Raw genomic sequence first — 22,603 nt, forward strand, 5'->3', positions numbered from 1 at the left:
TCGCACGAGGCGGACTCGTCCCGGCCGAGGGGACGGACCTCAGTCGCTGCTCTCCCGCCTCCCGGCGGGCCGGCAGCTCAGTCCGGACGGTCCTCGCGGCGCGGGTCCATGATGTCGACGATCCGGCGCAGGTCGTCGAGGCTGGCGAACTCGACGGTGATCTTGCCCTTCGCCTTGCCGAGGTCGACCTTGACACGGGTCTCCAGCCGATCGGAGAGCCGGTCGGCCAGCTCGCTGAGACCCGGCGCGACGGGCTTCCTCCGGACGACGCGCGGCGTCGCGTCGTCGGTGACCCCCACGGACACGATCTCCTCGAGGCCGCGCACGGAGATGCCTTCCGCCGTCACCCGGGCCGCGAGCCGGTCCTGGAGGTCGGCGTCGTCCACGCTCAGCAACGCACGAGCGTGCCCCGCGGACAGCACGCCGGCGGCGACCCGCCGCTGCACTGCCGGGGACAGCTTGAGCAGGCGCAGTGTGTTGGAGATCTGAGGCCGGGACCGGCCGATGCGCTGCGCCAGTTCCTCGTGGGTGCAGCCGAAGTCCTCGAGCAGCTGTCCGTACGCGGCTGCCTCCTCCAGCGGGTTGAGCTGGGAGCGGTGCAGGTTCTCCAACAACGCGTCGCGCAGCATGTCGTTGTCGTCGGTCTCCCGGACGATGGCCGGGATGGTGTCGCGGCCGGCCTGCTGCGAGGCGCGCCACCGCCGCTCGCCCATGATCAGCTCGTAGGACTCCTGGCCGGTGCGGCGCACCACCACCGGCTGCAGCAGCCCGACCTCGCGGATCGAGTGGACGAGCTCCGCGAGCGCCTCCTCCTCGAACACCTGACGCGGCTGGCGCGCATTGGGGCGCACCTGCGCGATGGGAAGCTCGGCGAAGTAGGCCCCGGCCACCGATCCGCCGGCGACCGCCGCTGCCTCGCCCAACGAGGGCGGCGCGCCATCGCCCACGGATGCGGAGCCGTCCACCGACGTGGTGTCGGGAGCAGGCGCGGCCGCGGGAGCCTGCTGCTGGCTGGGCCCGGTGGGGATCAGGGATCCCAGACCACGGCCGAGTCCACGACGGGGCGGGGTGCTGGTCACGCAGGTGCTCCTCTGGTGGCGATCTCTCGGGCGGCCTCGAGGTAGGAGAGTGCTCCCGCCGACGCCGGGTCGTAGGTCATGACCGTCTGTCCGTAGGACGGCGCCTCGGACACCCGGACCGACCGCGGCACGGCCGTCTTGAGCACCTGGTCGCCGAAGTGTCCACGTACCTCCTCGGCGACGCCCGCAGCCAGACGTGTGCGAGCGTCGTACATCGTGAGCAGGATCGTCGACACGACGAGGTTCGGGTTGAGGTGCTGGCGCACCATCTCGACGGTCTCGAGCAGCTGGCCGAGGCCCTCGAGGGCGTAGTACTCGGCCTGGATCGGGATGAACATCTCGCGGCCGGCGACCAGAGCGTTGAGGGTGAGCAGGCCCAGCGACGGCGGGCAGTCCACGAGGACGTAGTCGAAGCGGTCGTCGCCGACCTCGGCGGCCGAGCCCACGAGAGGGTGGGCGCTGATCGCCCGGGACAGGCGCTGCTCACGAGCGACGACGCTGACGAGCTCGATCTCCGCTCCCGCGAGGTCGATGGTGGCGGGCACCACCCAGAGCCCGGGGAGGTCGGCGCACTCGGTCACGACCTCGACCAACGGTCGGCCGTCGACGAGCACGTCGTACGTCGACGGCACGCCACGATGGTGGTCGACCCCGAGCGCGGTCGAGGCGTTGCCCTGCGGGTCGAGGTCGATCACCAGCACCCGCTGGCCGAGCTGGGCGAGACCCGCGGCGACGTTCACGGTGGAGGTCGTCTTGCCGACCCCGCCCTTCTGGTTCGCCACGACAAGGACCCGGGTGGCGTCCGGACGGGGTACGCCCTGCCGACGCAGACCGCCGGTTCGCGCCAGGACGGAGTGCTGTGCGGCCTGTGCCAGCGGCGTGGTCTGGTCCTGGAACTCGTTGTCCTGGGCTGCGACGTCGGCCGCGGTGCGCGGCTGCCATGCAGGTCGTGTTTCACGTGAAACAGCGCCCGGCGTTTCACGTGAAACACCCATGTCCACTCCCTGTGGAGAAAAGCCCCCGCCCTGTGGAGAACCACGCTCAGCACCGCTGTCGGCACCGGTGGAAAACTCCTGACGCTGGCCATCGCCGCGCCCGACCGCCGCCGGCGGGACGGGTTCGTTGGTCACGTCAGCCCTCCTCTCGCCGGGATGAAGTCCGCGCAGCTCCGCCACGTCGACGCTTCGCACCTGTCGTTGTGGCGCGCAGGGGCCAACCTATCCGCGACGGGTCCGCCCACGACACCCGCACCACAGTGGTCGGCGGTTCCACCAGATCGACTCCCAGCTCGAGGACCTCAGGCTCGCCGCATCGCCACTGCTGAAGCAACCCCCGCGACTCCTCGATCTCCTCGATCACCGACCGCCCCTTCATCGCGACGAGCGCGCCGCGGGGGGCCACCAAGGGCATCGACCACTCGAGCAACCTGCCGAGCGGGGCCACGGCGCGCGACGTCACCACGTCGAAGGTCGACCGACCGTGCAGCACCTCAGCGCGCCCCCGGACCACGGTCACGTGATCGAGCCGCAGCTCCGCGACGACCTCGTCGAGGAACGTCGTACGCCGCAGCAGCGGCTCCACCAGCGTCACGGACAGGTCGGGCCGGGCAATGGCCAGGACGAGCCCCGGCAGGCCGGCACCGGTGCCGATGTCGCATACCGTCGCCCCCTGCGGCACCGCTTCGGCCAGCACGGCTGAGTTCAGGACGTGCCGTTCCCACAGACGAGGCGCTTCCCGCGGTCCGATGAGCCCCCGAAGGACGCCCTCGGTCGCGAGGAGCTCCGTGTACCGCTCGGCGAGCGGGAGTCGTTCCACGCCGAACACCCCCTGCGCCTCATCGGGCACCGGGGGTGTTCCACGTGAAACATCGTCGCTCACGCGGGAAGGATCACCACGTGGCGCTTCGGCTCCGCACCCTCGGACTCCGAGCTCAATCCGGCGGCAGCGACAACGTCGTGCACGACCTTGCGCTCGAACGCGCTCATTGGCTCGAGGGACAGGGACTCACCCGTCGCCTTGACCTCCGCGATCGACTTCTCGGCCAGCGCGACCAGTCGGGTGCGCTGCTGGGCACGGTGACCACTGACGTCGAGCATCAGGCGCGAGCGCTCGCCGGTCTCGCGGTACACAGCCAGCCGGGTCAGCTCCTGCAGCGCTTCGAGCACCTCGCCGTTGCGACCGACGAGCTGGCTCAGGTCCGCACCGCCGATCTGGACGCTGGCGCGGTCCCCCTCGACGTCCATGTCCAGGTCGCCATCGAGGTCCGCGATGTCGAGCAGCTCCTCGAGGTAGTCGGCCGCGATGTCACCCTCGCGCTCGAGCCGCTCCAGCTTCGACAGCCGCGCGCCGCCGGCGCCCTGGTTGTCAGCGACGTCGTCGGGGTGCGTCTCGTCGGCCGCGGGGTGGGTCGTCTGCTCGTTCACGTGTATCTCCTGCGTCTGCATGAGGGAGGCGACCGTCGCCGGGCGCCCGGGTCACTGGGTCAGCGCTTCTTCTTGCTGCGCTGCGCCTTGGTCTGGCGCTGCGGCTGCTGCCGCACCTGCTGGGCCTTCTCCGCCCGCTTGGCCTCAGCCTCGGCGGCGATCCGCTCCTCCTCGAGCTGCGCGGGGGTCTTCAGCCCCTTGCGCTCGGCCTTCGCGCGATCCCGCTGCTCCTTGGCCTCCGCCGCGGGAGTGCCCGGGGCGGGGTTGTTGCGGATGACGTAGAACTGCTGGCCCATCGTCCACAGGTTCGAGGTCGTCCAGTAGAACAGGACGCCGACCGGGAAGGCGATGCCGCCGACGGCGAACACCACGGGCAGGACGTAGAGGAGCAGCTTCTGCTGCTGCGCGTAGGGCCCGGTCAACGCATCGGCCGGCATGTTCTTGCTCATCAGCTGGCGCTGGGTGAGGAACGTGGTCGCCGTCATCGCCAGCACGAGCAGCGCCGCGAGCACCCGGACGCCGATGTCGTCGGTGTTCATGAACGTGTCGGAGATCTTCGCGCCCAGGAAGACCGCGTCGCCGAACTGGGTGTTGAGCTGCTCGGTCATCAGCCCCCGCTCGTGCGCGGGGTCCTTGGCAGCCTGGTCGATGAGGCGGAACAGCGCCAGGAAGATCGGCATCTGCAGCAGGATCGGCAGGCACGAGGCGAACGGGTTGGTGCCCGACTCCTTGTACAGCTTCATCGTCTCCTGGGCGAGCTTCTCCCGGTCGTGCCCGTACTTCTTCTGCAGCTCGCGCACCTTGGGCTGGACCAGCTGCATGTTGCGGCTGGACTTGATCTGCTTCACGAACAGCGGGATCAGCGCCATCCGGATCACCAGGGTGAGGCCGATGATCGAGAGCACCCAGGCGGTGCCGGAGGCCTCGCCGAACAGACCACCGAAGAGCTTGTGGAAGCCCACCAGGACCGCGGAGATGACGTAGTAGAGCGGCGCCATGATCGCGCCGCCGATGTCACCGAAGAAGTCGAGCACTCATGCTCCTCGAGTTGCAGGGGTCTCCGCGGCCGGCCTGGCGCGGGAGGGAACGGGGTCGTAGCCGCCGTCGGCCCAGGGGTGGCACCGGGCGATACGGCGTACGGAGAGCCATGTGCCGCGCAGGGAGCCGTGCTCGGTGACGGCCTCGAGGGCGTACGCCGAGCAGCTCGGGTGGTAGCGGCACACCTGGCCGTAGAGCGGGCTGATCGCGAACCGCCAGGCGCGGATGAATCCGATGAGCAGGCGCTTCACGACGCGATCACCCGACCGAGCGTACGGCCCAGGTCCGCCCCGAGTGCGGCGTACGACGCGTCGGCCGCCGCGGGGAGCGCCCGCACCACGAGAGCAGCACGACCCGGGAGCCCCTCCAGCGTCGGAAGGTGCTCCCGGGTCAGGTGGCGCAGTCGTCTCTTCACGCGGTTGCGGGTCGCGGCGTTGCCCACGGCCTTGCTGACCGTGAACCCCACCTGGACCGGGAGCGGCTCTGCGTCGGGATCCACCCAGAGGTGGACGACCAGCGTGGAGCAGCCGGCCCGTCGCCCGCTCCGGACCGCGCGGCGGAAGCCGTCACTGTCGGTGAGGCGGTGGACAGCGGAGAGCACGGCGGGTGCCGTGAGCTCGGGCCGTCAGACTGCCAGGCTCTTGCGGCCCTTGCGGCGCCGGCTCGACAGGATGGCGCGACCGGCACGGGTCCGCATGCGCAGGCGGAATCCGTGCACCTTGTGACGGCGACGGTTGTTCGGCTGGTACGTACGCTTGCTCACGGCTCTTCTCCGAAGGTTTCGAGGGATGTCCACTCCACGCGAGGACGGCGCAGGTCATTCGGCCGGCACCGCCCACCCACGCGGCCGCCCGGATGGCGGATCGTGGACATGCGGCACCCGTCGACACGGAGCGACCGGCCAACGGTACGCGGTGCGGAAACAGGGGGTCAAACCCTCGCGCACCTGCGCCCGGCCGCCCTGTGGATGACGGCTTGCCCGTGCCCTCGGGAAGTTGTTACGTTCGCGGTCTTCGAGGCCTGTGGACAACATATGCCGAGCAGGGTGGACGGCGCGCCGTGGCCCACCGCACACCTTCGGTGAACACGCCGATGACCTGCGGAAATGCTGGCATGATCACTGCTTGCGCGTCTCGGAGGGTCCTGGCCCCGACGGTCGGGCCCAGGAGTTCACAGCTTGTGGACAACTCTGTGGACCAGTGCGGCAGCCGGCCGGCGCGAGCCACACCCCAGGGCAATCTCACGGTGAAAGCGAAGGCGGTCCGGTGGACGACCAGCAGGTAGACCTCCAGACGACGTGGCAGCAGATCGTCGAGGACCTCCAGCCCAACCAGCGCGCCTGGCTGCGACCCAGCGTGCCGATGACCCTGCACGAGAACACCGCCATCATCGCGGTGCCCAACGACTTCACCCGCAACCAGCTCGAGGGCCGGCTGCGCAACCACATCGAGGACGCCCTCAGTGAGGGGTTCGGGCGCGAGATCCGCATGCTCGTCACGGTGAATCCGGCGCTCGAGGACGCCCCGATGCGGACCACGGTCGACGAATCGACAGATCGATCCATCGACATATCGACAAATGCCGGGTCGGCGGCGTCGGACGTCCCCCCAGTCGCGGACCACCCCGAGCCGGCTCCCACCAGCGGTGAGCGTCGCCCGTCGGCGCTGGAGACCCGCCTCAACCCCAAGTACACCTTCGAGACGTTCGTCATCGGCTCCTCCAACCGCTTCCCGCACGCGGCGGCGGTCGCCGTGGCGGAGGCGCCGGGCAAGGCGTACAACCCGCTCCTGGTCTACGGCGAGTCCGGGCTGGGCAAGACCCACCTGCTGCACGCGATCGGCCACTACGTCCGCAGCCTCTACAGCAACGCCAAGGTGCGCTACGTCTCCAGCGAGGAGTTCACCAACGAGTTCATCAACGCGATCCGCGACGACCGGCAGGACCGGTTCAAGCGGCGCTACCGCGACGTCGACGTGCTCCTGATCGACGACATCCAGTTCCTGGAGGGCAAGACCCAGACCCAGGAGGAGTTCTTCCACACGTTCAACACCCTCCACAACGCCAACAAGCAGATCGTCCTCACCTCCGACCGCGCTCCGAAGCGCCTCGAGGCGCTCGAGGACCGGCTGCGCAACCGGTTCGAGTGGGGGCTCATCACCGACGTCCAGCCGCCGGACCTCGAGACCCGCATCGCGATCCTGCGCAAGAAGGCCGCGATGGACCGGCTGACCGCGCCGCCGGACGTGCTGGAGTTCATCGCCTCCAAGATCCAGACCAACATCCGCGAGCTCGAGGGAGCGCTGATCCGCGTCACCGCGTTCGCCAACCTCAACCGCCAGGAGGTCGACATGACCCTGGCCGAGATCGTGCTCAAGGACCTGATCCCCGAGGGCGGCGAGCCCGAGATCACGCACGCGTTGATCATCGCCCAGACCGCGGCGTACTTCGGCGTCTCACTCGAGGACCTCACCGGCCCCTCGCGTGGGCGCCACCTGGTGATGGCGCGCCAGATCGGCATGTACCTGTGCCGCGAGCTGACGTCGATGTCACTGCCGCAGATCGGTCGCGAGTTCGGCGGCCGCGACCACACCACGGTGATGTACGCCGACCGCAAGATCCGCCAGCTCCTCGCCGAGCGCCGCGCGGTCTTCAACCAGGTCAGCGAGCTCACCAACCGGGTCAAGATGCAGGCCCGCCAGTCCTGAGCCAGGGCGGCGCGGGGCGGGTGTCTGAATGAGGAATCCCCGGCCGCCCGGGGATTCCTCACGTTGTCGGCCCTTACAAGCCCTGACAACCTTCGCAAAGGCCTGACAACCTCCGGCAGCGTCCGCCTAGCCCGCCAGTGGTCTGGCCCACCTGGGTGCGGGTCGCGATCGGCGTCCCCTTCGACGAGCTCGTACGCCGCCTCGGCGGCGACCGCGTGACGCCGGCCGGCCGGGGCGCGGCCGTCGTCCCGGGTGGTCAGACGTGCTTCGTGCACCCTCTCTGGGACTCCGACGCAGAGGAGTTCGACGCCGAGGGGCGCGACCCGCTCTCGACCGACGCAGTGGTGCCCGCCGAGACCTGCAGAGAGGCGCGGCGGGTGGCAACCACCGTCATCGAGGCGACCGGGACCGAGCCAGCTGCGGCCAAGAGCGTGCCCGAGTGGTAGGCAGGAACGAGAAGCACGCGACAGCAGCGTCCAGGTGTGGAGAAGTTGTGGTTCGGATCGGCGCTTCGTCCCCAGACCTTGTGGAAGCCTCGAGACGAACTACCGAGAAAGCGTGGCCGTCCACACGGGTCGTCGGGTTGACCCCGCTGCTTCCCCACACGTCGTCCACAGGCAAACCGTCGCCTGACCTGCACGAACAGGGATTGTCCACAGTTTCCACGGACCCTATGACGACTATGAACCTCAAGATTGGTCCGATCTCCCACCAACATCGAACCGCCCTCCCTCTGGGGAGAACCCTGCCGACTGCTCGTCCACGCGTGGCAGGATGCACATCCCACGCGCGTGCGTGTGGTTCCTGCTCGCCTGCCCTGCCGCACACCCGTTGCTCGTCCCATCCCTCGTCGAGGAGACCCCTGTGAAGTTCCGCGTCGAACGCGACGTCTTCGCCGATGCCGTTGCCTGGGCTGCTCGCAGCCTGCCCGTCCGCCCCAGCTCCCCGGTCCTGGCCGGTCTGCTGATCGAGGCGAGCGACGCCGGCCTGGTGCTCTCCACCTTCGACTACGAGACGTCGGCGCGGGCCACGCTCACCGCCGAGGTCAACGACGAGGGCCGGGCCCTGGTGAGCGGCCGGCTCCTGGCCGACATCTGCCGGAGCCTGCCCGCCAAGCCGGTCGAGCTCACTCTCGACGGACCGCGGGTCTCGCTCACCTGCGGCTCGGCGCGCTTCAGCCTCCAGACCATGCCGGTCGACGACTACCCGACGCTGCCGCAGATGCCCTCGGCCACCGGCACCGTCTCCAGCGCCGACTTCGCGCACGCGGTGTCCCAGGCGGTCACCGCCGCCGGGCGCGACGACATGCTCCCGGTGCTGACCGGCGTACGGATCGAGATCGACGGCTCCACGATGGCGCTGCTCGCCACCGACCGCTTCCGTCTCTCCCACCGCGAGCTGACCTGGAACCCGCAGTCCCCCGACGAGTCGGTGGCCGCACTCGTGCCGGCCAAGGTTCTCGGCGACACGGCCAAGTCGCTGACCTCCGGCGCCGAGGTGACGATCGCGCTGAGCGCGGGCGGCACCGGTGAGGGCCTCATCGGCTTCGAGGGCACCGGGCTGGGCGGCGTACGCCGCACCACCACCCGGCTCCTCGACGGAGAGTTCCCCAAGGTCCGCTCCCTGTTCCCGGCCGAGCACCTCACCGTCGCCAAGGTCAACAAGGCCGAGCTCATCGAGACCGTCAAGCGCGTCGCCCTGGTGGCCGAGCGCAACACCGCCGTGCAGATGAAGTTCGGCGACAACCAGATCGTGCTCGACGCCGGCTCCGGCGACGAGGCGATGGCGACCGAGGCCGTCGACGCCGACATCACCGGCGACGACCTGACGACCGGGTTCAACCCGCAGTTCCTGCTCGACGGCCTCACCGCCATCGACGGCGAGTTCGTCGACCTCGCCTTCACCCAGGCGACCAAGCCGGTGGTCATCTCCGGCACCGACGCCGACGACGACACCCACTCGTTCCGCTACCTGCTGATGCCGCGCCGCCTGCTGTCGTAGGTCGCGGCGACGCGGTCCGGCCGACACGACGGTGCCGTGTTCCGCCGGCACGGCTAGGCTCCGGACCATGGACATCGGACTCATCGGGCTGGGCAAGATGGGCGGCAACATGCGCGAGCGCATGCGCCGCGCGGGACTGACGGTCGTCGGCTACGACCGCAATCCCGAGGTCAGCGACGTGGACTCGCTGCCGGCGCTCGTCGACGCGCTGCCGAGCCCGAAGGTCGTGTGGGTCATGGTGCCCGCCGGCGAGCCGACCCGTGCGACGGTGCGGGAGCTCTCCGAGCTCCTCGGCGAGGGCGACGTGGTCGTCGACGGCGGCAACTCCCGTTGGACCGACGACCTCGCCAACGCCGAGCTGCTCGCGCAGAAGGGCATCGGCTACGTCGACTGCGGCGTCTCCGGCGGCGTGTGGGGGCTCGAGAACGGCTACGCCCTGATGTACGGCGGCGACGCCGACGACGTCGCGAAGGTCCAGCCGGCCTTCGACGCGTTGCGTCCCGAGGGCGAGTTCGGGTCGGTCCACGCCGGCAAGGTCGGCGCCGGCCACTTCTCCAAGATGGTCCACAACGGCATCGAGTACGCGATCATGCAGGCCTACGCGGAGGGCTACGAGCTGCTCGAGAAGGCCGAGCTCACCGACAACGTCACCGAGGTGTTCCGCTCCTGGCGTGAGGGAACGGTCATCCGCTCGTGGCTGCTCGACCTCATGGTCGCCGCCCTCGACGAGGACCCCGGCCTCAGCAAGATCGCCGGCTACGCCGAGGACTCCGGCGAGGGACGCTGGACCGTCGAGGCCGGCATCGAGAACGCGGTCGCCACGCCGGCGATCACCGCGGCGCTCTACGCCCGCTTCGTCTCCCGGCAGGACGACTCGCCGACGATGAAGGCGGTGGCCGCGATGCGCAACCAGTTCGGTGGCCACGCGGTCCGCACCCCGGCTCCCAAGGGCGGCGACGTCGCGGACGGCGGCCGCGCCGACCAGACGGAGACGGCACAGAAGGCCGGCGCCGGCAGCGCCGAGGAGCCCAGCGAGAGCTGACTCGTGCATGTCGCCCACCTGACCCTGCACAACTTCCGCTCCTACGGCGACCTCGACGTCGCGCTCGAGCCGGGGGCGACGGCGTTCATCGGCCGCAACGGCCAGGGGAAGACCAACCTCGTCGAGGCGATCGACTACCTCTCGCGGCTCTCCTCGCACCGGGTCGCGACCGACGCTCCCCTCGTCCGAGCGGGCGCGGACCAGGCGATCGTCCGCGCGTCGGTGGTCAAGGAGGGCCGGACGGCCCTGCTCGAGGTCGAGCTCAACCCCGGGCGCGCCAACCGCGCCCGGATCAACCGCTCGGCGTTGCCGCGCCCGCGCGAGATCGTCGGGCTGGTGCGCACCGTGGTGTTCGCCCCCGACGACCTGACGCTGGTCAAGGGCGACCCGTCGGACCGGCGCAAGTTCCTCGACGACCTGCTCGTCCTGCGCACACCGCGGCTGGCCGGCGTGCGCTCGGACTACGACCGGATCCTGCGCCAGCGCAACAGCCTGCTCAAGACGGCGGGGGTCGCGCGGGGCTCCTCGCGCGACGCCGCGATGTCGACGCTCGAGATCTGGGACGACAACCTGGCGCGCGTGGGCGCCGAGCTGCTCGGTGCCCGGCTGCGACTCGTGGAGGACCTGCGCCCCTACCTCGGCAAGGCCTACGAGGCCGTCGCTCGCGGGGCCAGCCGTGACGACGCCGACCTGGAGTACCGCGCGAGCGTCGAGGTCGCCGACGACCTCCCCGCCGCCCTCCTCGAGGCGATCGCCTCGCGACGCAACGAGGAGCTCGACCGCGGGATCTCCCTGGTCGGGCCGCACCGCGACGAGCTCCTGCTCACCCTCGGCAACGCCGAGCTGCGGCTGCCGGTCAAGGGGTACGCCTCGCACGGCGAGTCATGGTCGTTCGCACTGGCCCTGCGCCTGGCGTCGTACGACCTGCTGCGGGCGGACGGCGACGACCCCATCCTGGTCCTCGACGACGTCTTCGCCGAGCTCGACGCCGAGCGCCGCACCCAGCTGGCCCAGCTGGTCGCCGGCGCCGAGCAGGTCCTCGTCACCGCGGCGGTCGCCGCGGACGTGCCGAAGTCGCTGCAGGGTGTGCGCTACCTGGTGGCCGACGGGCAGGTGACCCGTGACGAGTGACGACCAGCCGGCCGAGGACAGCGCGGCGGAGGACGGCACGCCGACGCCGTCCGCCGAGCAGCCCGCGCACAACCCCGACGGACTCGACCTCGCGCGTGCGGCCGCGCGCGCCGCGGCGGCGAGCCCGGGTACGCCGCCCGCGCGCCGGAAGTCCGCGCCCGCGCGGCGGCGTACGGTGCCGCGGGCGTCCGGAGCCCGCCCCGACGACCGCGACCCGCAGCCGCTCGATCAGGCGATGGGCCGGCTGATCGCCAGCCACGGGTGGGAGCTCGACCTCAAGGTGCAGGGTGTCTTCGGACGCTGGGCCGAGCTGGTCGGCGCGGAGATCGCGGACCACTGCACGCCGGAGTCGCTGACCGACGGCCGGCTGGTGGTGCGCACCGACTCCACGGCCTGGGCCACCCAGCTCAAGCTGCTCGCACCGACCGTCGTGCGCCGCCTCAACGAGGAGCTCGGCCACGGCACCGTCACCGTCCTCGACGTGCTGGGTCCGCACCTGCCGAGCTGGCGCAAGGGCAGGCTGTCCAGCCGGGACGGCCGGGGTCCGCGCGACACCTACGGCTGAGGTCCGGCATCCGTCGGGTCGGGCGCAGGAGCCCCGATCTGCCGATCTGGGAGTCGTTCGACCGTATGGGGGCCCATCTGCCCCCCTGTTCGTCCGGCTGGAGGGGCCCCACGGGCCTGCTGAGGGCATGTTTCCTCAGGGATCCATCCACATCCCGGGGTGTGTCCTTCGTTCCAGGGCCGTTGACGGGTAGCATGGGCGTACGAGTCGCACGCCGTGTTGCCACCGCAACCGCCGCGACTCGACTCATGTCGAGCGCCCCCGCGGGCGAAGAGAAGAAGGCCGTGCCTTGAGCGAAGAGAACACCGAGTTCCCCGCACCTTCGACCCCCGACTCGTCCGCTGACTCCTCAGCCGCCTCGCCCGCCGAGGCCATCGCCGAGTCGGTCGCCGAGTCCGGCACCGCGACGGTGAAGCGGTCCAACACCGCCGTGGACTCCGGGGTGGAGTACGACGCCTCCGCGATCCAGGTGCTCGAGGGCCTCGAGGCGGTGCGCAAGCGCCCGGGCATGTACATCGGCTCCACCGGCGAGCGCGGCCTGCACCACCTGATCTGGGAGATCGTGGACAACGGCGTCGACGAGGCGCTGGCCGGCTTCGCGACGCGGATCTGCCTCACCCTGCAGGCCGACGGCGGCGTGCGTGTCGAGGACGACGGGCGCGGCATCCCCACCGACACCGCGCCGGGACAGGAGATGCCCGCGCTCACCATGGCGCTGACGATGCTCCACGCCGGCGGCAAGTTCGGCGGCGGCGGCTACAAGGTGTCCGGCGGCCTCCACGGCGTCGGCGTGTCGGTCGTGAACGCGCTGTCCACCCGGCTCGTCGCCGAGGTCAAGAACCGCGGCCACCTGTGGCGGCAGTCCTTCCAGCTCGGGGTCCCCGACGCCGACCTGGAGCAGGTCCGCCCGCTCGAGCCCGGCGAGGGCACCGGCACGACCGTGACGTGGTACGCCTCCGACGACATCTTCGAGAGCCTGCACTACAACTTCGAGACCATCACCTCGCGCCTGCGCGAGATGGCGTTCCTCAACAAGGGCGTCGAGTTCGTCGTGCGCGACGAGCGCGCGCAGGCCGAGGCGATCGTCGACGCCGTCGAGGACGACACCATCGCCGCGGAGGTCGACAGCGCGGGGCACGACGCCATCAAGCGCGCCGAGGGCGGCGGGCTCGAGCAGGTCTTCAAGTACGACCGCGGGCTCGTCGACTACGTCGAGCACCTCAACCGTCGCAAGACCGTGGCCAACCCGACGATCATCTCGTTCGAGGCCGAGACCGCCGAGGGCGCCACCGGCCAGCACATGAGCCTCGAGATCGCGATGCAGTGGAACACCAGCTACACCGAGTCGGTGCACACGTTCGCCAACAACATCAACACCCACGAGGGCGGCACCCACGAGGAGGGCTTCCGCGCCGCCCTGACCTCCCTGGTCAACAACTGGGGCGAGGAGTGGGGACTGATCAAGAAGCGCGAGGACCGCGTCTCGGGTGACGACATCCGCGAGGGCCTCACCGCGATCGTCTCGATCAAGCTCAGCGAGCCGCAGTTCGAGGGGCAGACCAAGACCAAGCTCGGCAACACCGAGGCCAAGGGCTTCACCCAGCGCGTCGTCAACGACCAGCTCGGCGCCTGGCTGGAGCAGAACCCCGCCGAGGGTCGCGACATCGTCCGCAAGGCGCAGGCCGCCGCGACCGCGCGGATCGCGGCGCGCAAGGCGCGCGAGCTGGCTCGCAGCCGCAAGGGCCTGCTCGGCGGCGGCAGCCTGCCCGGCAAGCTCAGCGACTGCCAGTCGACCAACCCCGCCGAGTGCGAGGTGTTCATCGTCGAGGGCGACTCGGCCGGCGGCTCAGCCCGCCAAGGGCGCGACCCGCGCATCCAGGCGATCCTCCCGATCCGCGGCAAGATCCTCAACGTCGAGAAGGCGCGCATCGACAAGGTGCTCGCCAACACCGAGGTCCAGGCGATCATCTCCGCGCTGGGCACCGGCATCCAGGAGGAGTTCAGCCTGGAGAAGCTGCGCTACCACAAGATCGTGCTGATGGCCGACGCCGACGTCGACGGCCACCACATCAACACCCTGCTGCTCACCCTGCTGTTCCGCTTCATGAAGCCGCTGATCGAGCACGGCTACGTCTTCATGGCCCAGCCGCCGCTCTACCGCCTGCGGTGGAACAAGCCGGCCGAGCACGAGTTCGTCTTCTCCGACGCCGAGCGCGATGCGCTGATGCGCGACGGCCTCGCGCAGGGCAAGAAGCTGCCCAAGGAGAACCCGGTCCAGCGCTACAAGGGTCTCGGCGAGATGAACGCCGACGAGCTGTGGGAGACCACGATGGACCCGTCGGCGCGCCTGATGAAGCAGGTGACGCTGGAGGACGCCGCGCACGCCGACGAGATCTTCTCGGTGCTCATGGGCGAGGACGTCGAGCAGCGCCGCTCCTTCATCCAGCGCAACGCCAAGGACGTTCGATTCCTCGATATCTAGGTCGCTAGCCGTATCTACGACCAGCCCTAGACATCGATAGAACGCAGGAGAGAGACCCTCATGAGCGAGATCCCCACCGACATCACGACCGGTCCCGGCGACGGCGACGGCGACGGCGGCGGCCGCGTGCAGCAGGTCGAGCTGCAGCAGGTGATGCAGCAGTCCTACATCGACTACGCGATGACCGTCATCGTCGGCCGCGCGCTGCCCGACGTACGTGACGGGCTCAAGCCCGTGCACCGCCGGATCCTCTATGCGATGTACGACGGCGGCTACCGCCCCGACCGCGGCTTCTCGAAGTGCTCGCGCGTCGTGGGCGACGTGATGGGTCAGTACCACCCCCACGGCGACTCGGCGATCTACGACACCATGGTGCGCCTCGCCCAGCCGTGGGTGCTGCGCGCGCCGCTGATCAACGGCCAGGGCAACTTCGGCTCGCCGGGCAACGACTCCGCCGCCGCGATGCGATACACCGAGTGCCGGATGGCGCCGCTGGCCATGGAGATGGTCCGCGACATCGACGAGGACACCGTCGACTTCCAGCCCAACTACGACGGTCGCTCGCAGGAGCCGACCATCCTGCCCAGCCGGTTCCCCAACCTGCTGGTCAACGGCTCGGCCGGCATCGCGGTCGGCATGGCCACCAACATCCCGCCGCACAACCTCGTCGAGATCGCCGAGGGCGCCAAGTGGGCCCTCGAGCACCCCGACGCCACCAAGGAGGAGCTGCAGGAGGCCCTCCTCGAGCGGATCAAGGGTCCCGACTTCCCCAACGGCGCGCTGATCGTGGGTCGCCAGGGGATCGAGCAGGCCTACCGCACCGGTCGCGGGTCGATCACCCAGCGCGCCGTCGTCGAGATCGACGAGGACAACAAGGGCCGCACGATGCTGGTCATCAGCGAGCTGCCCTACCTCGTCAACCCCGACAACCTCGCGCTCAAGATCGCCGAGCTCGCCGACTCCGGCCGCATCCAGGGCATCTCCGACGTGCGCGACGACACCTCCTCGCGCACCGGGCAGCGCCTCGTCGTGGTCCTCAAGCGCGACGCGGTCGCCCGCGTCGTGCTCAACAACCTGTTCAAGCACACCGAGCTGCAGACCAACTTCTCGGCCAACATGCTGGCCCTGGTCGACGGCGTGCCCCGCACGCTGAGCATCGACGCCTTCATCAGCCACTGGGTCACCCATCAGATCGAGGTCATCCAGCGGCGTACGCGCTTCCGGCTGGCCGAGGCCGAGCGCCAGGCGCACGTCTACCGCGGCCTGGTCAAGGCGCTCGACGCCCTCGACGAGGTCATCGCGCTCATCCGCAGCAGCCCGGACGTGGAGCAGGCCCGCACCGGCCTGATGGATCTGCTGGAGATCGACGAGATCCAGGCCAACGCCATCCTCGAGATGCAGCTGCGCCGCCTGGCGGCCCTCGAGCGGCAGAAGATCCTCGACCGCCTCGCCGAGCTCGAGCGCGTCATCGCCGACCTCGAGGACATCCTCGCCAACGAGCAGCGGCAGCGCCAGATCGTCTCCGACGAGCTCACCGAGATCGTCGACAAGCACGGCGACGAGCGGCGTACGCAGATCATCGCCGCCGACGGCGACCTGTCGATGGAGGACCTGATCCCCGACGAGGACCTCGTCGTCTCCATCACCCGCGGCGGCTACGCCAAGCGGACCCGCGCCGACCAGTACCGCCTGCAGAAGCGCGGCGGCAAGGGCGTGCGCGGCGCCACCCTGCGCGGCGACGACGTGGTCCAGCACTTCATCGCGACCACCAACCACCACTGGCTGCTGTTCTTCACCACCGCCGGCCGGGTCTACCGGACCAAGGCCTACAACCTCCCCGAGGCCGCGCGCGACGCCAAGGGCGGCCACGTCGCCGGGCTGCTGAGCTTCCAGCCCGACGAGGACATCGCCCAGGTGCTCGCGATCCGCGACTACGACCAGGCCCCCTACCTGGTGCTGGCGACCCGCACCGGGCTGGTGAAGAAGACCAAGCTGGCCGACTACAACAGCCCGCGCCAGGCCGGCGTCATCGCGATCAACTTCCGCGAGGACGACGACGAGCTCATCGGCGCCGAGCTGGTCAACGGCGACGACGACATCCTGCTCGTCTCGCGCAAGGGCCAGTCGATCCGGTTCAAGGCCGACGACGAGCAGCTTCGCCCGATGGGCCGGGCCACGGGCGGTGTGCGCGGGATGAAGTTCCGCGACGGCGACTCGCTGCTGTCCATGTCGGTCATCCGGGCGGCGCAGATCGCGGCCGAGGAGGCCGTCGAGGGCGACGCGGCGGAGTCCGACGAGGTGAAGGAGCAGTACGTCTTCACGATCACCGACGGCGGGTTCGCCAAGCGCAGCCGGATCACGGAGTACCGCCTGCAGTCGCGCGGCGGCATCGGCATCCGGGCGATGTCGCTGTCCAACGAGGACCGCGGCGGCCTGGTCGGCGCGTTCATCGTGGAGGAGGGCGACGAGGTCCTGTCGATCACCAGCGGCGGCCAGGTCGTGCGCAGCCCCATCGACACGAACTTCCGTCCCACCGGCCGCTCGACCATGGGGGTCAAGTTCGTGACGCCGAAGGCCGGCGACACCGTGGCGGTCGTGGCGAGGTCGGTCGAGGCGCGAGCCGAGGAGGAGGTGGCCGAGCTGGCTGCCGAGTCCGCGGCGGAGGTCGAGGCCGAGGCCCGCGAGGAAGCAGCCGTTTCGCCCGACGTGGTCGACGATGCAACAATCGAGGGTCAGGACGCCGTCGAGGCACCCGTCGACGACCCCGACGCCAGCACCGAGGAGTGAGTGATCCATGTCGGAACGCACCGCGACTCCCCGTCGCAGCTCCGAGGACGAACCCGCGCGCCGGTCGCTGACGGGGCGGCTGCAGGACACCCTGTCCAGCGCCGCGCAGGAGCACCGGGCCAACGCCGGCCCGTCGACCGGCAAGACCCGGCGCCCCTCGCGTACGCCGGGACGCCAGCCGCGCCGAGCCCGGCTGCGGCTGACCCGGATCGACCCGTGGTCGGTGATGAAGACGGCGTTCCTGCTGTCGGTCGCCTTCGGCGTGGTGACGTTCGTGGCGATCTTCATGGTCTGGTCGGTGCTGGGCGCCGCGGGCGTGTGGGACTCGATCAACTCGGCGGTGGCCAGCATCGTCGAGGGCGACAGCGGCAACTCCTCCTTCGACATCACCGACTACGTCGGCATGTCCCGGGTGCTCGGCTTCACGCTGCTGGTCTCGGTGGTCGACGTGGTGCTGCTGACCGCGATCGCCACGCTGACCGCGTTCCTCTACAACCTCGCGGCCGCGCTGCTCGGCGGCATCGAGGTCACCCTGGCCGAGGACGAGCGCTGAGCCCAGTCCTCCGCGGTGCCGGCTCGATCGGCACCTCGATTGGCACCGCCTGAGGCGGGTCAGGTAATCTTCGGCGTCGCCGCAATGCGGTGAGTGCGGGCCTATAGCTCAGACGGTTAGAGCGCTTCCCTGATAAGGAAGAGGTCACAGGTTCAAGTCCTGTTAGGCCCACTCCACACTTCGATCCGCGCTCCCGAGGAGAGTCCCGTGAAGAAGCTCCTGCTGGTCCTGCTCGCCGCAGCGGGCGCCGCGGTCGCGAAGAAGAAGATGGACGAGGGCAAGCACGAGCAGGCCCTCTGGGCCGAGGCCACCGACCACGTCGAGAAGGCCTGAGCCTTCTCCACCCAGCGCTCCCGCGCTCGGGGCCTTGGCGCAATTGGTAGCGCACCTGCTTTGCAAGCAGGGGGTTAGGGGTTCGAGTCCCCTAGGCTCCACCACCGAAGCTCATTCGCGTGCGGCCATTGTTTGAGCGCGTCCCGTCGATCGCCGCTGGCCTCAGAGCCGTCGCTCGCTGCCGCAACCATTGACGGTAATCTCGGCTAACCGAGCATCAGTTTCCGCACGGACGGCTCGCAGGCGTGAGAGCTTTGCCGAGTGACAGAACAGCCGCGAATCGTGCCCGGGCTCCACGAGCGTCTGGTGACGCATGGGCTGCAGGCCGGACTCGATGACGAGGCAGTGCTTCGGGCTGAGTTCGCGAAGGTCGACCCGGCCGACCAACCACACGTGCTGGCTCGGCACATCTACGAGCTCACCCGTCATGCATTGGAAGGCCGGACTGATCCGGACGGTCGGCTTCAGCTCCTGAATGACCTCGTTGACCTACTTGAGGCTCCTGATGCTCAAGTCGCCGCGCCGGCGCGACACCTACGCCGCCTTGCGATGGATCCTGGTCCGGGCGTGGTCGATATTGAATCAGTTCGGCCCAAGACGCCACTGTCGGAAGCAGCGCTCCTCACGAATAGCGTGGGCGAGCCGAACCTCGCGGCCGAGTTGCGCGCAGAGGTCGATACCTCGGACGAGGTCGACCTGCTGTGCGCGTTCGTGAAGTGGCACGGTCTCCGCCTCTTGGAGGACGAGCTGGCGAGGCTGCGCCGCCGCAAAGCTCCTCTTCGAGTGATCACGACGACTTACATGGGAGCCACTGAGCGGGCCGCGCTGGACCGCCTTGTGCGAGAGCTCGGCGCAGAGGTACGAATCCAGTACGACGCCGCTCGCACCCGCCTGCACGCCAAGGCTTGGATGTTCCGCCGCCGGACGCAATTCGACACGGCCTACGTCGGCTCCTCGAATCTCTCCCGCGCCGCCCTCCTCGATGGCGTGGAATGGAACGTCCGGTTGTCCCGAGTCGCAACCCCCTCGCTGCTGGACAAGTTCCACGGCACCTTCGACACGTACTGGAACGACGCGAGTTTTGAGCTGTACGACCCGGACGTCGATCGCGACCGCTTGGACGATGCGCTCGCCGAAGCTTCGGGACGGCGACAGCACGACCGCGTGACGATCAGTCTTTCTGGACTCGAGGTCCGCCCCTTCAACTATCAGCAACAAATGCTCGACGAGCTCTCCGTCGAGCGCGATGTGCACAATCGCCACCGAAATCTGGTCGTCGCAGCCACCGGTACGGGCAAGACAGTGGTCGCCGCGCTTGATTACCGCCGGCTGTGTGGGCCTACGCCAGCCGACCGGCCGCGGCTTCTGTTCATCGCGCACCGCAAGGAAATTCTCGAGCAGTCACTGCGGACCTATCGAGAGGTCCTTGCCGACCAGGCGTTCGGTGAGCTCTACGTCGCCGGTGCGCGGCCGGAACGTTGGGACCATGTCTTTGCCAGCGTGCAGTCCCTGCAGTCGTACGGCGTCATGAATGTTCCTGCTGACACCTACGACATCGTGGTCATCGACGAGTTCCACCACGCCCACGCGCCGACGTACCGACGAATACTCGACCACCTGACGCCGCGCGAACTGCTCGGCCTCACCGCAACCCCGGAGCGCGCCGACGGCATCGACGTCCGCGCCGAGTTTTTCGAGGGACGCACTGCGACAGAGCTGCGATTGTGGGACGCCCTCGGCAAGGATCTGCTCTGTCCTTTTCACTACTTCGCCGTCGCGGACGGCACCGACCTACGACGCATCAGTTGGAGCCGGGGCCAATACGACGAGGGCGAGCTCTCGCACATCTACACCGGCAACCAGGCGCGGGCGGCGATCGTCCTCCAACAGCTGCGCGAGAAGGTCATAGATCCAGGATCGATGCGCGCACTCGGATTCTGCGTCGGCGTCGCTCACGCGCAGTTCATGGCCCAGACGTTCAACGCTGCAGGCATCCCGGCCCTCGCGGTGAGCGGCGAGACACCTGCGGCAGATCGCCAGCGCGCCCTCGACGACCTCAAGTCACGACGCCTCAACGTTCTGTTCGCTGCCGACCTCTTCAACGAGGGCCTCGACCTGCCGGATGTGGACACGGTGCTCTTCCTCCGTCCCACGGAAAGCGCCACGATTTTCTTGCAACAGCTAGGTCGTGGACTTCGGCGTACGCCCGACAAGGCCGTGCTGACCGTCCTGGATTTCGTCGGTCATCAGCGTCAAGAGTTTCGTTTCGACAAGAAGCTGCGCGCGCTCACCGGGGAGACTAGACGCGGTCTCGAGCGCGAGATTGAGCGCGGGTTCCCGTTCCTGCCATCCGGCTGCCAGATCGTCATGGATCGACAAGCACAGTCGTTGATCCTCGAGAACCTGCGGACCCAAGTCGCGAATAGTTGGCGGGCGATGACCGCGGAGCTCCGGTCCTACGGGGACCTCGATCTCCAGACCTTCGTGTACGAGTCAGGCATCGAGTTGCCCGACATCCTGCGTCGCGGCCAGAGATCCTGGACTCAGCTTCGCCGAGACGCCGGCCTCGCGACGCTCAATGGAACGCCGCGTGAGGCTGAGCTGCTGAAGCGGATCCGTGCCTTCGCGCACGTCGACGATCCAGTCCGCGCGACCGGCTATGTCGGTCTGCTGACGTCCAACACGCCCTACGACGCGCTCACGCAGGCGGAACAGCGGCTAGCGCGCATGCTCTTCTTCTCAGCGTTCCCCAATGGCGGGGGGTTCTCGTCCTACGACGACGGGCTAGCCGCAATCCGTGAGGAAAGGGCCGCCGCCGACGAGCTCGGCGCTGTCGTCGACCTCGTCTTCGACGAGACTCGCCATGCCGCCTTGCCTCTGACCGGATCACTCGGGCAGGTGCCGCTCCGCGTCCACGCGTCCTACCAGCGCGAAGAGATCCTGGCGGCCATCGACTACGCCAACCTGCAACGCAAGCCGACGAGCATGATGCAGGGCGTCGCGTACTCCGAGACGCTCAACATCGATGCCTTCTTCGTCACCCTGAAGAAGTCCGAGGCTGACTATTCACCTACCACCATGTACCGCGACTACCCGATCAGCACCACGCTGTTCCACTGGGAGTCGCAGAACGCCACGTCAGTCGCTTCGCCTACGGGTCAGCGCTATATCGGGGGCACAAGCACAGTGCTGATGTTCTGCCGGATTGAGCCAAGAGGCGAGTACGACACCGCGCCCTACACGTTCCTCGGCCCGGCCTCATACGTCAGCCACATTGGCGAACGTCCTATGGCCATCACGTGGAAGCTTCAACACGCCATCCCGACCGACTTCTTCGCGAGCGCCACGCTAGCTAGCTCATAGGGAGGAGTTGGACGGTCCCGCGCGCGACATGCACACGAGTAATCCGGATGGGCCGGGACAGCCGCCCAATCAAAGTTGGCGAACTAGCCTTTACGGTTCCTCTGCGGCCCGTTCTCCGACCGATCTAACCCTCACGAAGGTCATCGGCGCACAACGCGCCGACTGTCGTCCGGAGGTCTCGTGCGTCGTCGTTCCCTCGTTGCAATCCTGCTCGCGCTCGTGCATCCGTCGCTCGCTATGTCCGCAGCCTCCGCTGAGCAGGCCAGGCGCAGGAGATTCGGGCGTCTCAGCTTGATGCGGACCTTGTAGCGGTCACCTTCGGTGACCTGACGCGGCGCCGTGAGCTTCACAGCGGACGCGGTCGCTCTCGGAGCCACGATCGAAACTTCGGTCGAAGTGTCCTACCGCGCGATTGCTGGCGGCACAGACCGCGAAACCCTTCGGGCACTGCTGCAGCCCAAGTCCGGAAGGTCATTCACTTCTAAGCCTGTCTCTGTGAATGTCTGGCACTGGTATCCACTTACGGCGTTTGACTCGTACTACGCCACCGAGGGCGTCGCCGATTACGACGGCAACCAGTTCGAAATGAGCGGCCGCACGTACATAAGCAGCTGGTCCACCTACGGAATGGCACGAAGCTGGGAATCGCGCTATACCTTGGGACGCAACTGCACGGAGATGAGGGGCACGTTCGGCGTCACGGACCGCTCAGCCGACGGATCTTCGGCGACAGTCCAAGTTCTTGCCGAGGGAGTCGAGCCCATCTACATCTCTCCGGAGCTGACACCAGGCGTGGTCGATACGGAACACACTCTTCTTTCCTCGCCCTACCGGATCAGCATCCTGGGGACCAACACATCGCCAGACAAGGTCCTTGCTTATCCAGCTGCTGGCGACCTGCAGTTCCTTTGCCACGGCCTGGGATAGACGCCCCGTATTGGCCCCAACCGTTACGTGGACCGGTGAAGTCAACCGAGGACTGCCACCCGTCCGTGCAGCAGACCCTGCGCAGGCCACGCGGAGTGGTAGGGCGCCGTCCCGGTGAGCCAGCTGGTCGAGGAGGTCGTGCCTGCTAGCCGGTGAGCGAAGGGGACGCTTGTG

Annotated in this window: 20 protein-coding genes and 2 tRNA genes; 14 read left to right on the forward strand and 8 right to left on the reverse strand. The window is 68.8% G+C overall.

Annotation, left to right across the window (positions count from 1 at the left end; translation table 11 throughout):
- Positions 1-77 precede the first annotated feature (77 nt).
- The 8 genes from J3P41_RS13990 to rpmH all read right to left on the reverse strand — a co-directional run bounded on the left by J3P41_RS13990 (position 78) and on the right by rpmH (position 5,303).
- Positions 78-1,079, reverse strand: a complete 1,002-nt coding sequence (locus tag J3P41_RS13990; RefSeq protein ID WP_210650985.1) for a ParB/RepB/Spo0J family partition protein — start codon at positions 1,077-1,079, stop codon at positions 78-80.
- Positions 1,076-1,954, reverse strand: coding sequence for a ParA family protein (locus J3P41_RS13995; protein WP_307862024.1), 879 nt, complete (start codon positions 1,952-1,954; stop codon positions 1,076-1,078). Before J3P41_RS13995 ends, J3P41_RS13990 begins: the two co-directional genes overlap by 4 nt.
- Positions 1,955-2,210: 256 nt before the next feature.
- Positions 2,211-2,957 carry a 16S rRNA (guanine(527)-N(7))-methyltransferase RsmG gene (rsmG, locus tag J3P41_RS14000; RefSeq protein ID WP_210650987.1) on the reverse strand — a complete coding sequence of 249 codons (747 nt, stop codon included), beginning with the start codon at positions 2,955-2,957 and terminating at the stop codon, positions 2,211-2,213.
- Complete coding sequence (locus J3P41_RS14005) at positions 2,954-3,502, reverse strand: protein jag (RefSeq protein WP_374192886.1); 549 nt, start codon at positions 3,500-3,502, stop codon at positions 2,954-2,956. Before J3P41_RS14005 ends, rsmG begins: the two co-directional genes overlap by 4 nt.
- A gap of 59 nt (positions 3,503-3,561) precedes the next feature.
- The gene (gene yidC / locus J3P41_RS14010; RefSeq protein WP_246862269.1) at positions 3,562-4,500 is read right to left on the reverse strand and encodes a membrane protein insertase YidC; all 939 of its coding nucleotides are present in this window, start codon (positions 4,498-4,500) and stop codon (positions 3,562-3,564) included.
- A gap of 36 nt (positions 4,501-4,536) precedes the next feature.
- Entirely contained in the window at positions 4,537-4,791 is a 255-nt protein-coding gene (yidD, locus tag J3P41_RS14015) for a membrane protein insertion efficiency factor YidD (protein WP_210650990.1), read from the reverse strand.
- A complete protein-coding gene (rnpA, locus tag J3P41_RS14020) occupies positions 4,788-5,141 on the reverse strand; it encodes a ribonuclease P protein component (RefSeq protein ID WP_210650991.1) in 354 nt (117 codons plus the stop codon). The genes yidD and rnpA overlap by 4 nt, the downstream gene beginning before the upstream one ends.
- A gap of 24 nt (positions 5,142-5,165) precedes the next feature.
- Entirely contained in the window at positions 5,166-5,303 is a 138-nt protein-coding gene (gene rpmH / locus J3P41_RS14025; protein WP_011758123.1) for a 50S ribosomal protein L34, read from the reverse strand.
- Between the two features lie 502 nt (positions 5,304-5,805).
- Between rpmH and dnaA the strand changes: the two genes are divergently transcribed.
- From dnaA to J3P41_RS14095, 14 genes are all read left to right on the forward strand, one after another.
- Positions 5,806-7,245 carry a chromosomal replication initiator protein DnaA gene (dnaA, locus tag J3P41_RS14030; protein WP_374192887.1) on the forward strand — a complete coding sequence of 480 codons (1,440 nt, stop codon included), beginning with the start codon at positions 5,806-5,808 and terminating at the stop codon, positions 7,243-7,245.
- A 137-nt stretch (positions 7,246-7,382) separates the two neighbouring features.
- Positions 7,383-7,691: a hypothetical protein gene (locus tag J3P41_RS14035; protein ID WP_210650993.1), complete on the forward strand. Its 309-nt coding sequence runs from the start codon at positions 7,383-7,385 to the stop codon at positions 7,689-7,691.
- A gap of 418 nt (positions 7,692-8,109) precedes the next feature.
- The gene (gene dnaN, locus J3P41_RS14040) at positions 8,110-9,246 is read left to right on the forward strand and encodes a DNA polymerase III subunit beta (protein WP_210650994.1); all 1,137 of its coding nucleotides are present in this window, start codon (positions 8,110-8,112) and stop codon (positions 9,244-9,246) included.
- Between the two features lie 31 nt (positions 9,247-9,277).
- The gene (gnd, locus tag J3P41_RS14045) at positions 9,278-10,288 is read left to right on the forward strand and encodes a phosphogluconate dehydrogenase (NAD(+)-dependent, decarboxylating) (protein ID WP_307861998.1); all 1,011 of its coding nucleotides are present in this window, start codon (positions 9,278-9,280) and stop codon (positions 10,286-10,288) included.
- Positions 10,289-10,291: 3 nt separating this feature from the next.
- Entirely contained in the window at positions 10,292-11,419 is a 1,128-nt protein-coding gene (gene recF, locus J3P41_RS14050) for a DNA replication/repair protein RecF (protein WP_210650996.1), read from the forward strand.
- Positions 11,409-11,984, forward strand: a complete 576-nt coding sequence (locus J3P41_RS14055) for a DUF721 domain-containing protein (protein ID WP_210650997.1) — start codon at positions 11,409-11,411, stop codon at positions 11,982-11,984. Before recF ends, J3P41_RS14055 begins: the two co-directional genes overlap by 11 nt.
- 289 nt (positions 11,985-12,273) lie before the next feature.
- Entirely contained in the window at positions 12,274-14,466 is a 2,193-nt protein-coding gene (gene gyrB, locus J3P41_RS14060) for a DNA topoisomerase (ATP-hydrolyzing) subunit B (protein ID WP_246862228.1), read from the forward strand.
- Positions 14,467-14,619: 153 nt separating this feature from the next.
- Positions 14,620-17,253, forward strand: coding sequence for a DNA gyrase subunit A (gyrA, locus tag J3P41_RS14065; protein ID WP_246862273.1), 2,634 nt, complete (start codon positions 14,620-14,622; stop codon positions 17,251-17,253).
- Positions 17,254-17,260: 7 nt separating this feature from the next.
- Entirely contained in the window at positions 17,261-17,806 is a 546-nt protein-coding gene (locus tag J3P41_RS14070) for a DUF3566 domain-containing protein (RefSeq protein ID WP_210650999.1), read from the forward strand.
- 97 nt (positions 17,807-17,903) lie between these two features.
- Positions 17,904-17,977, forward strand: a tRNA-Ile gene (locus J3P41_RS14075).
- A 36-nt stretch (positions 17,978-18,013) separates the two neighbouring features.
- Positions 18,014-18,139, forward strand: coding sequence for a DLW-39 family protein (locus J3P41_RS14080; protein ID WP_210651000.1), 126 nt, complete (start codon positions 18,014-18,016; stop codon positions 18,137-18,139).
- Positions 18,140-18,167: 28 nt separating this feature from the next.
- Positions 18,168-18,243: transfer RNA gene (locus tag J3P41_RS14085), tRNA-Ala, on the forward strand.
- Positions 18,244-18,400: 157 nt separating this feature from the next.
- On the forward strand, positions 18,401-21,502 hold the full coding sequence (locus tag J3P41_RS14090; protein WP_374192888.1) for a DUF3427 domain-containing protein: 3,102 nt from the start codon (positions 18,401-18,403) through the stop codon (positions 21,500-21,502).
- A 339-nt stretch (positions 21,503-21,841) separates the two neighbouring features.
- A complete protein-coding gene (locus tag J3P41_RS14095; RefSeq protein WP_210651001.1) occupies positions 21,842-22,429 on the forward strand; it encodes a hypothetical protein in 588 nt (195 codons plus the stop codon).
- Positions 22,430-22,603: the final 174 nt, after the last annotated feature.

The organism is Nocardioides sp. SYSU D00065 (assembly GCF_017916425.1).
Lineage (GTDB): Bacteria > Actinomycetota > Actinomycetes > Propionibacteriales > Nocardioidaceae > Nocardioides.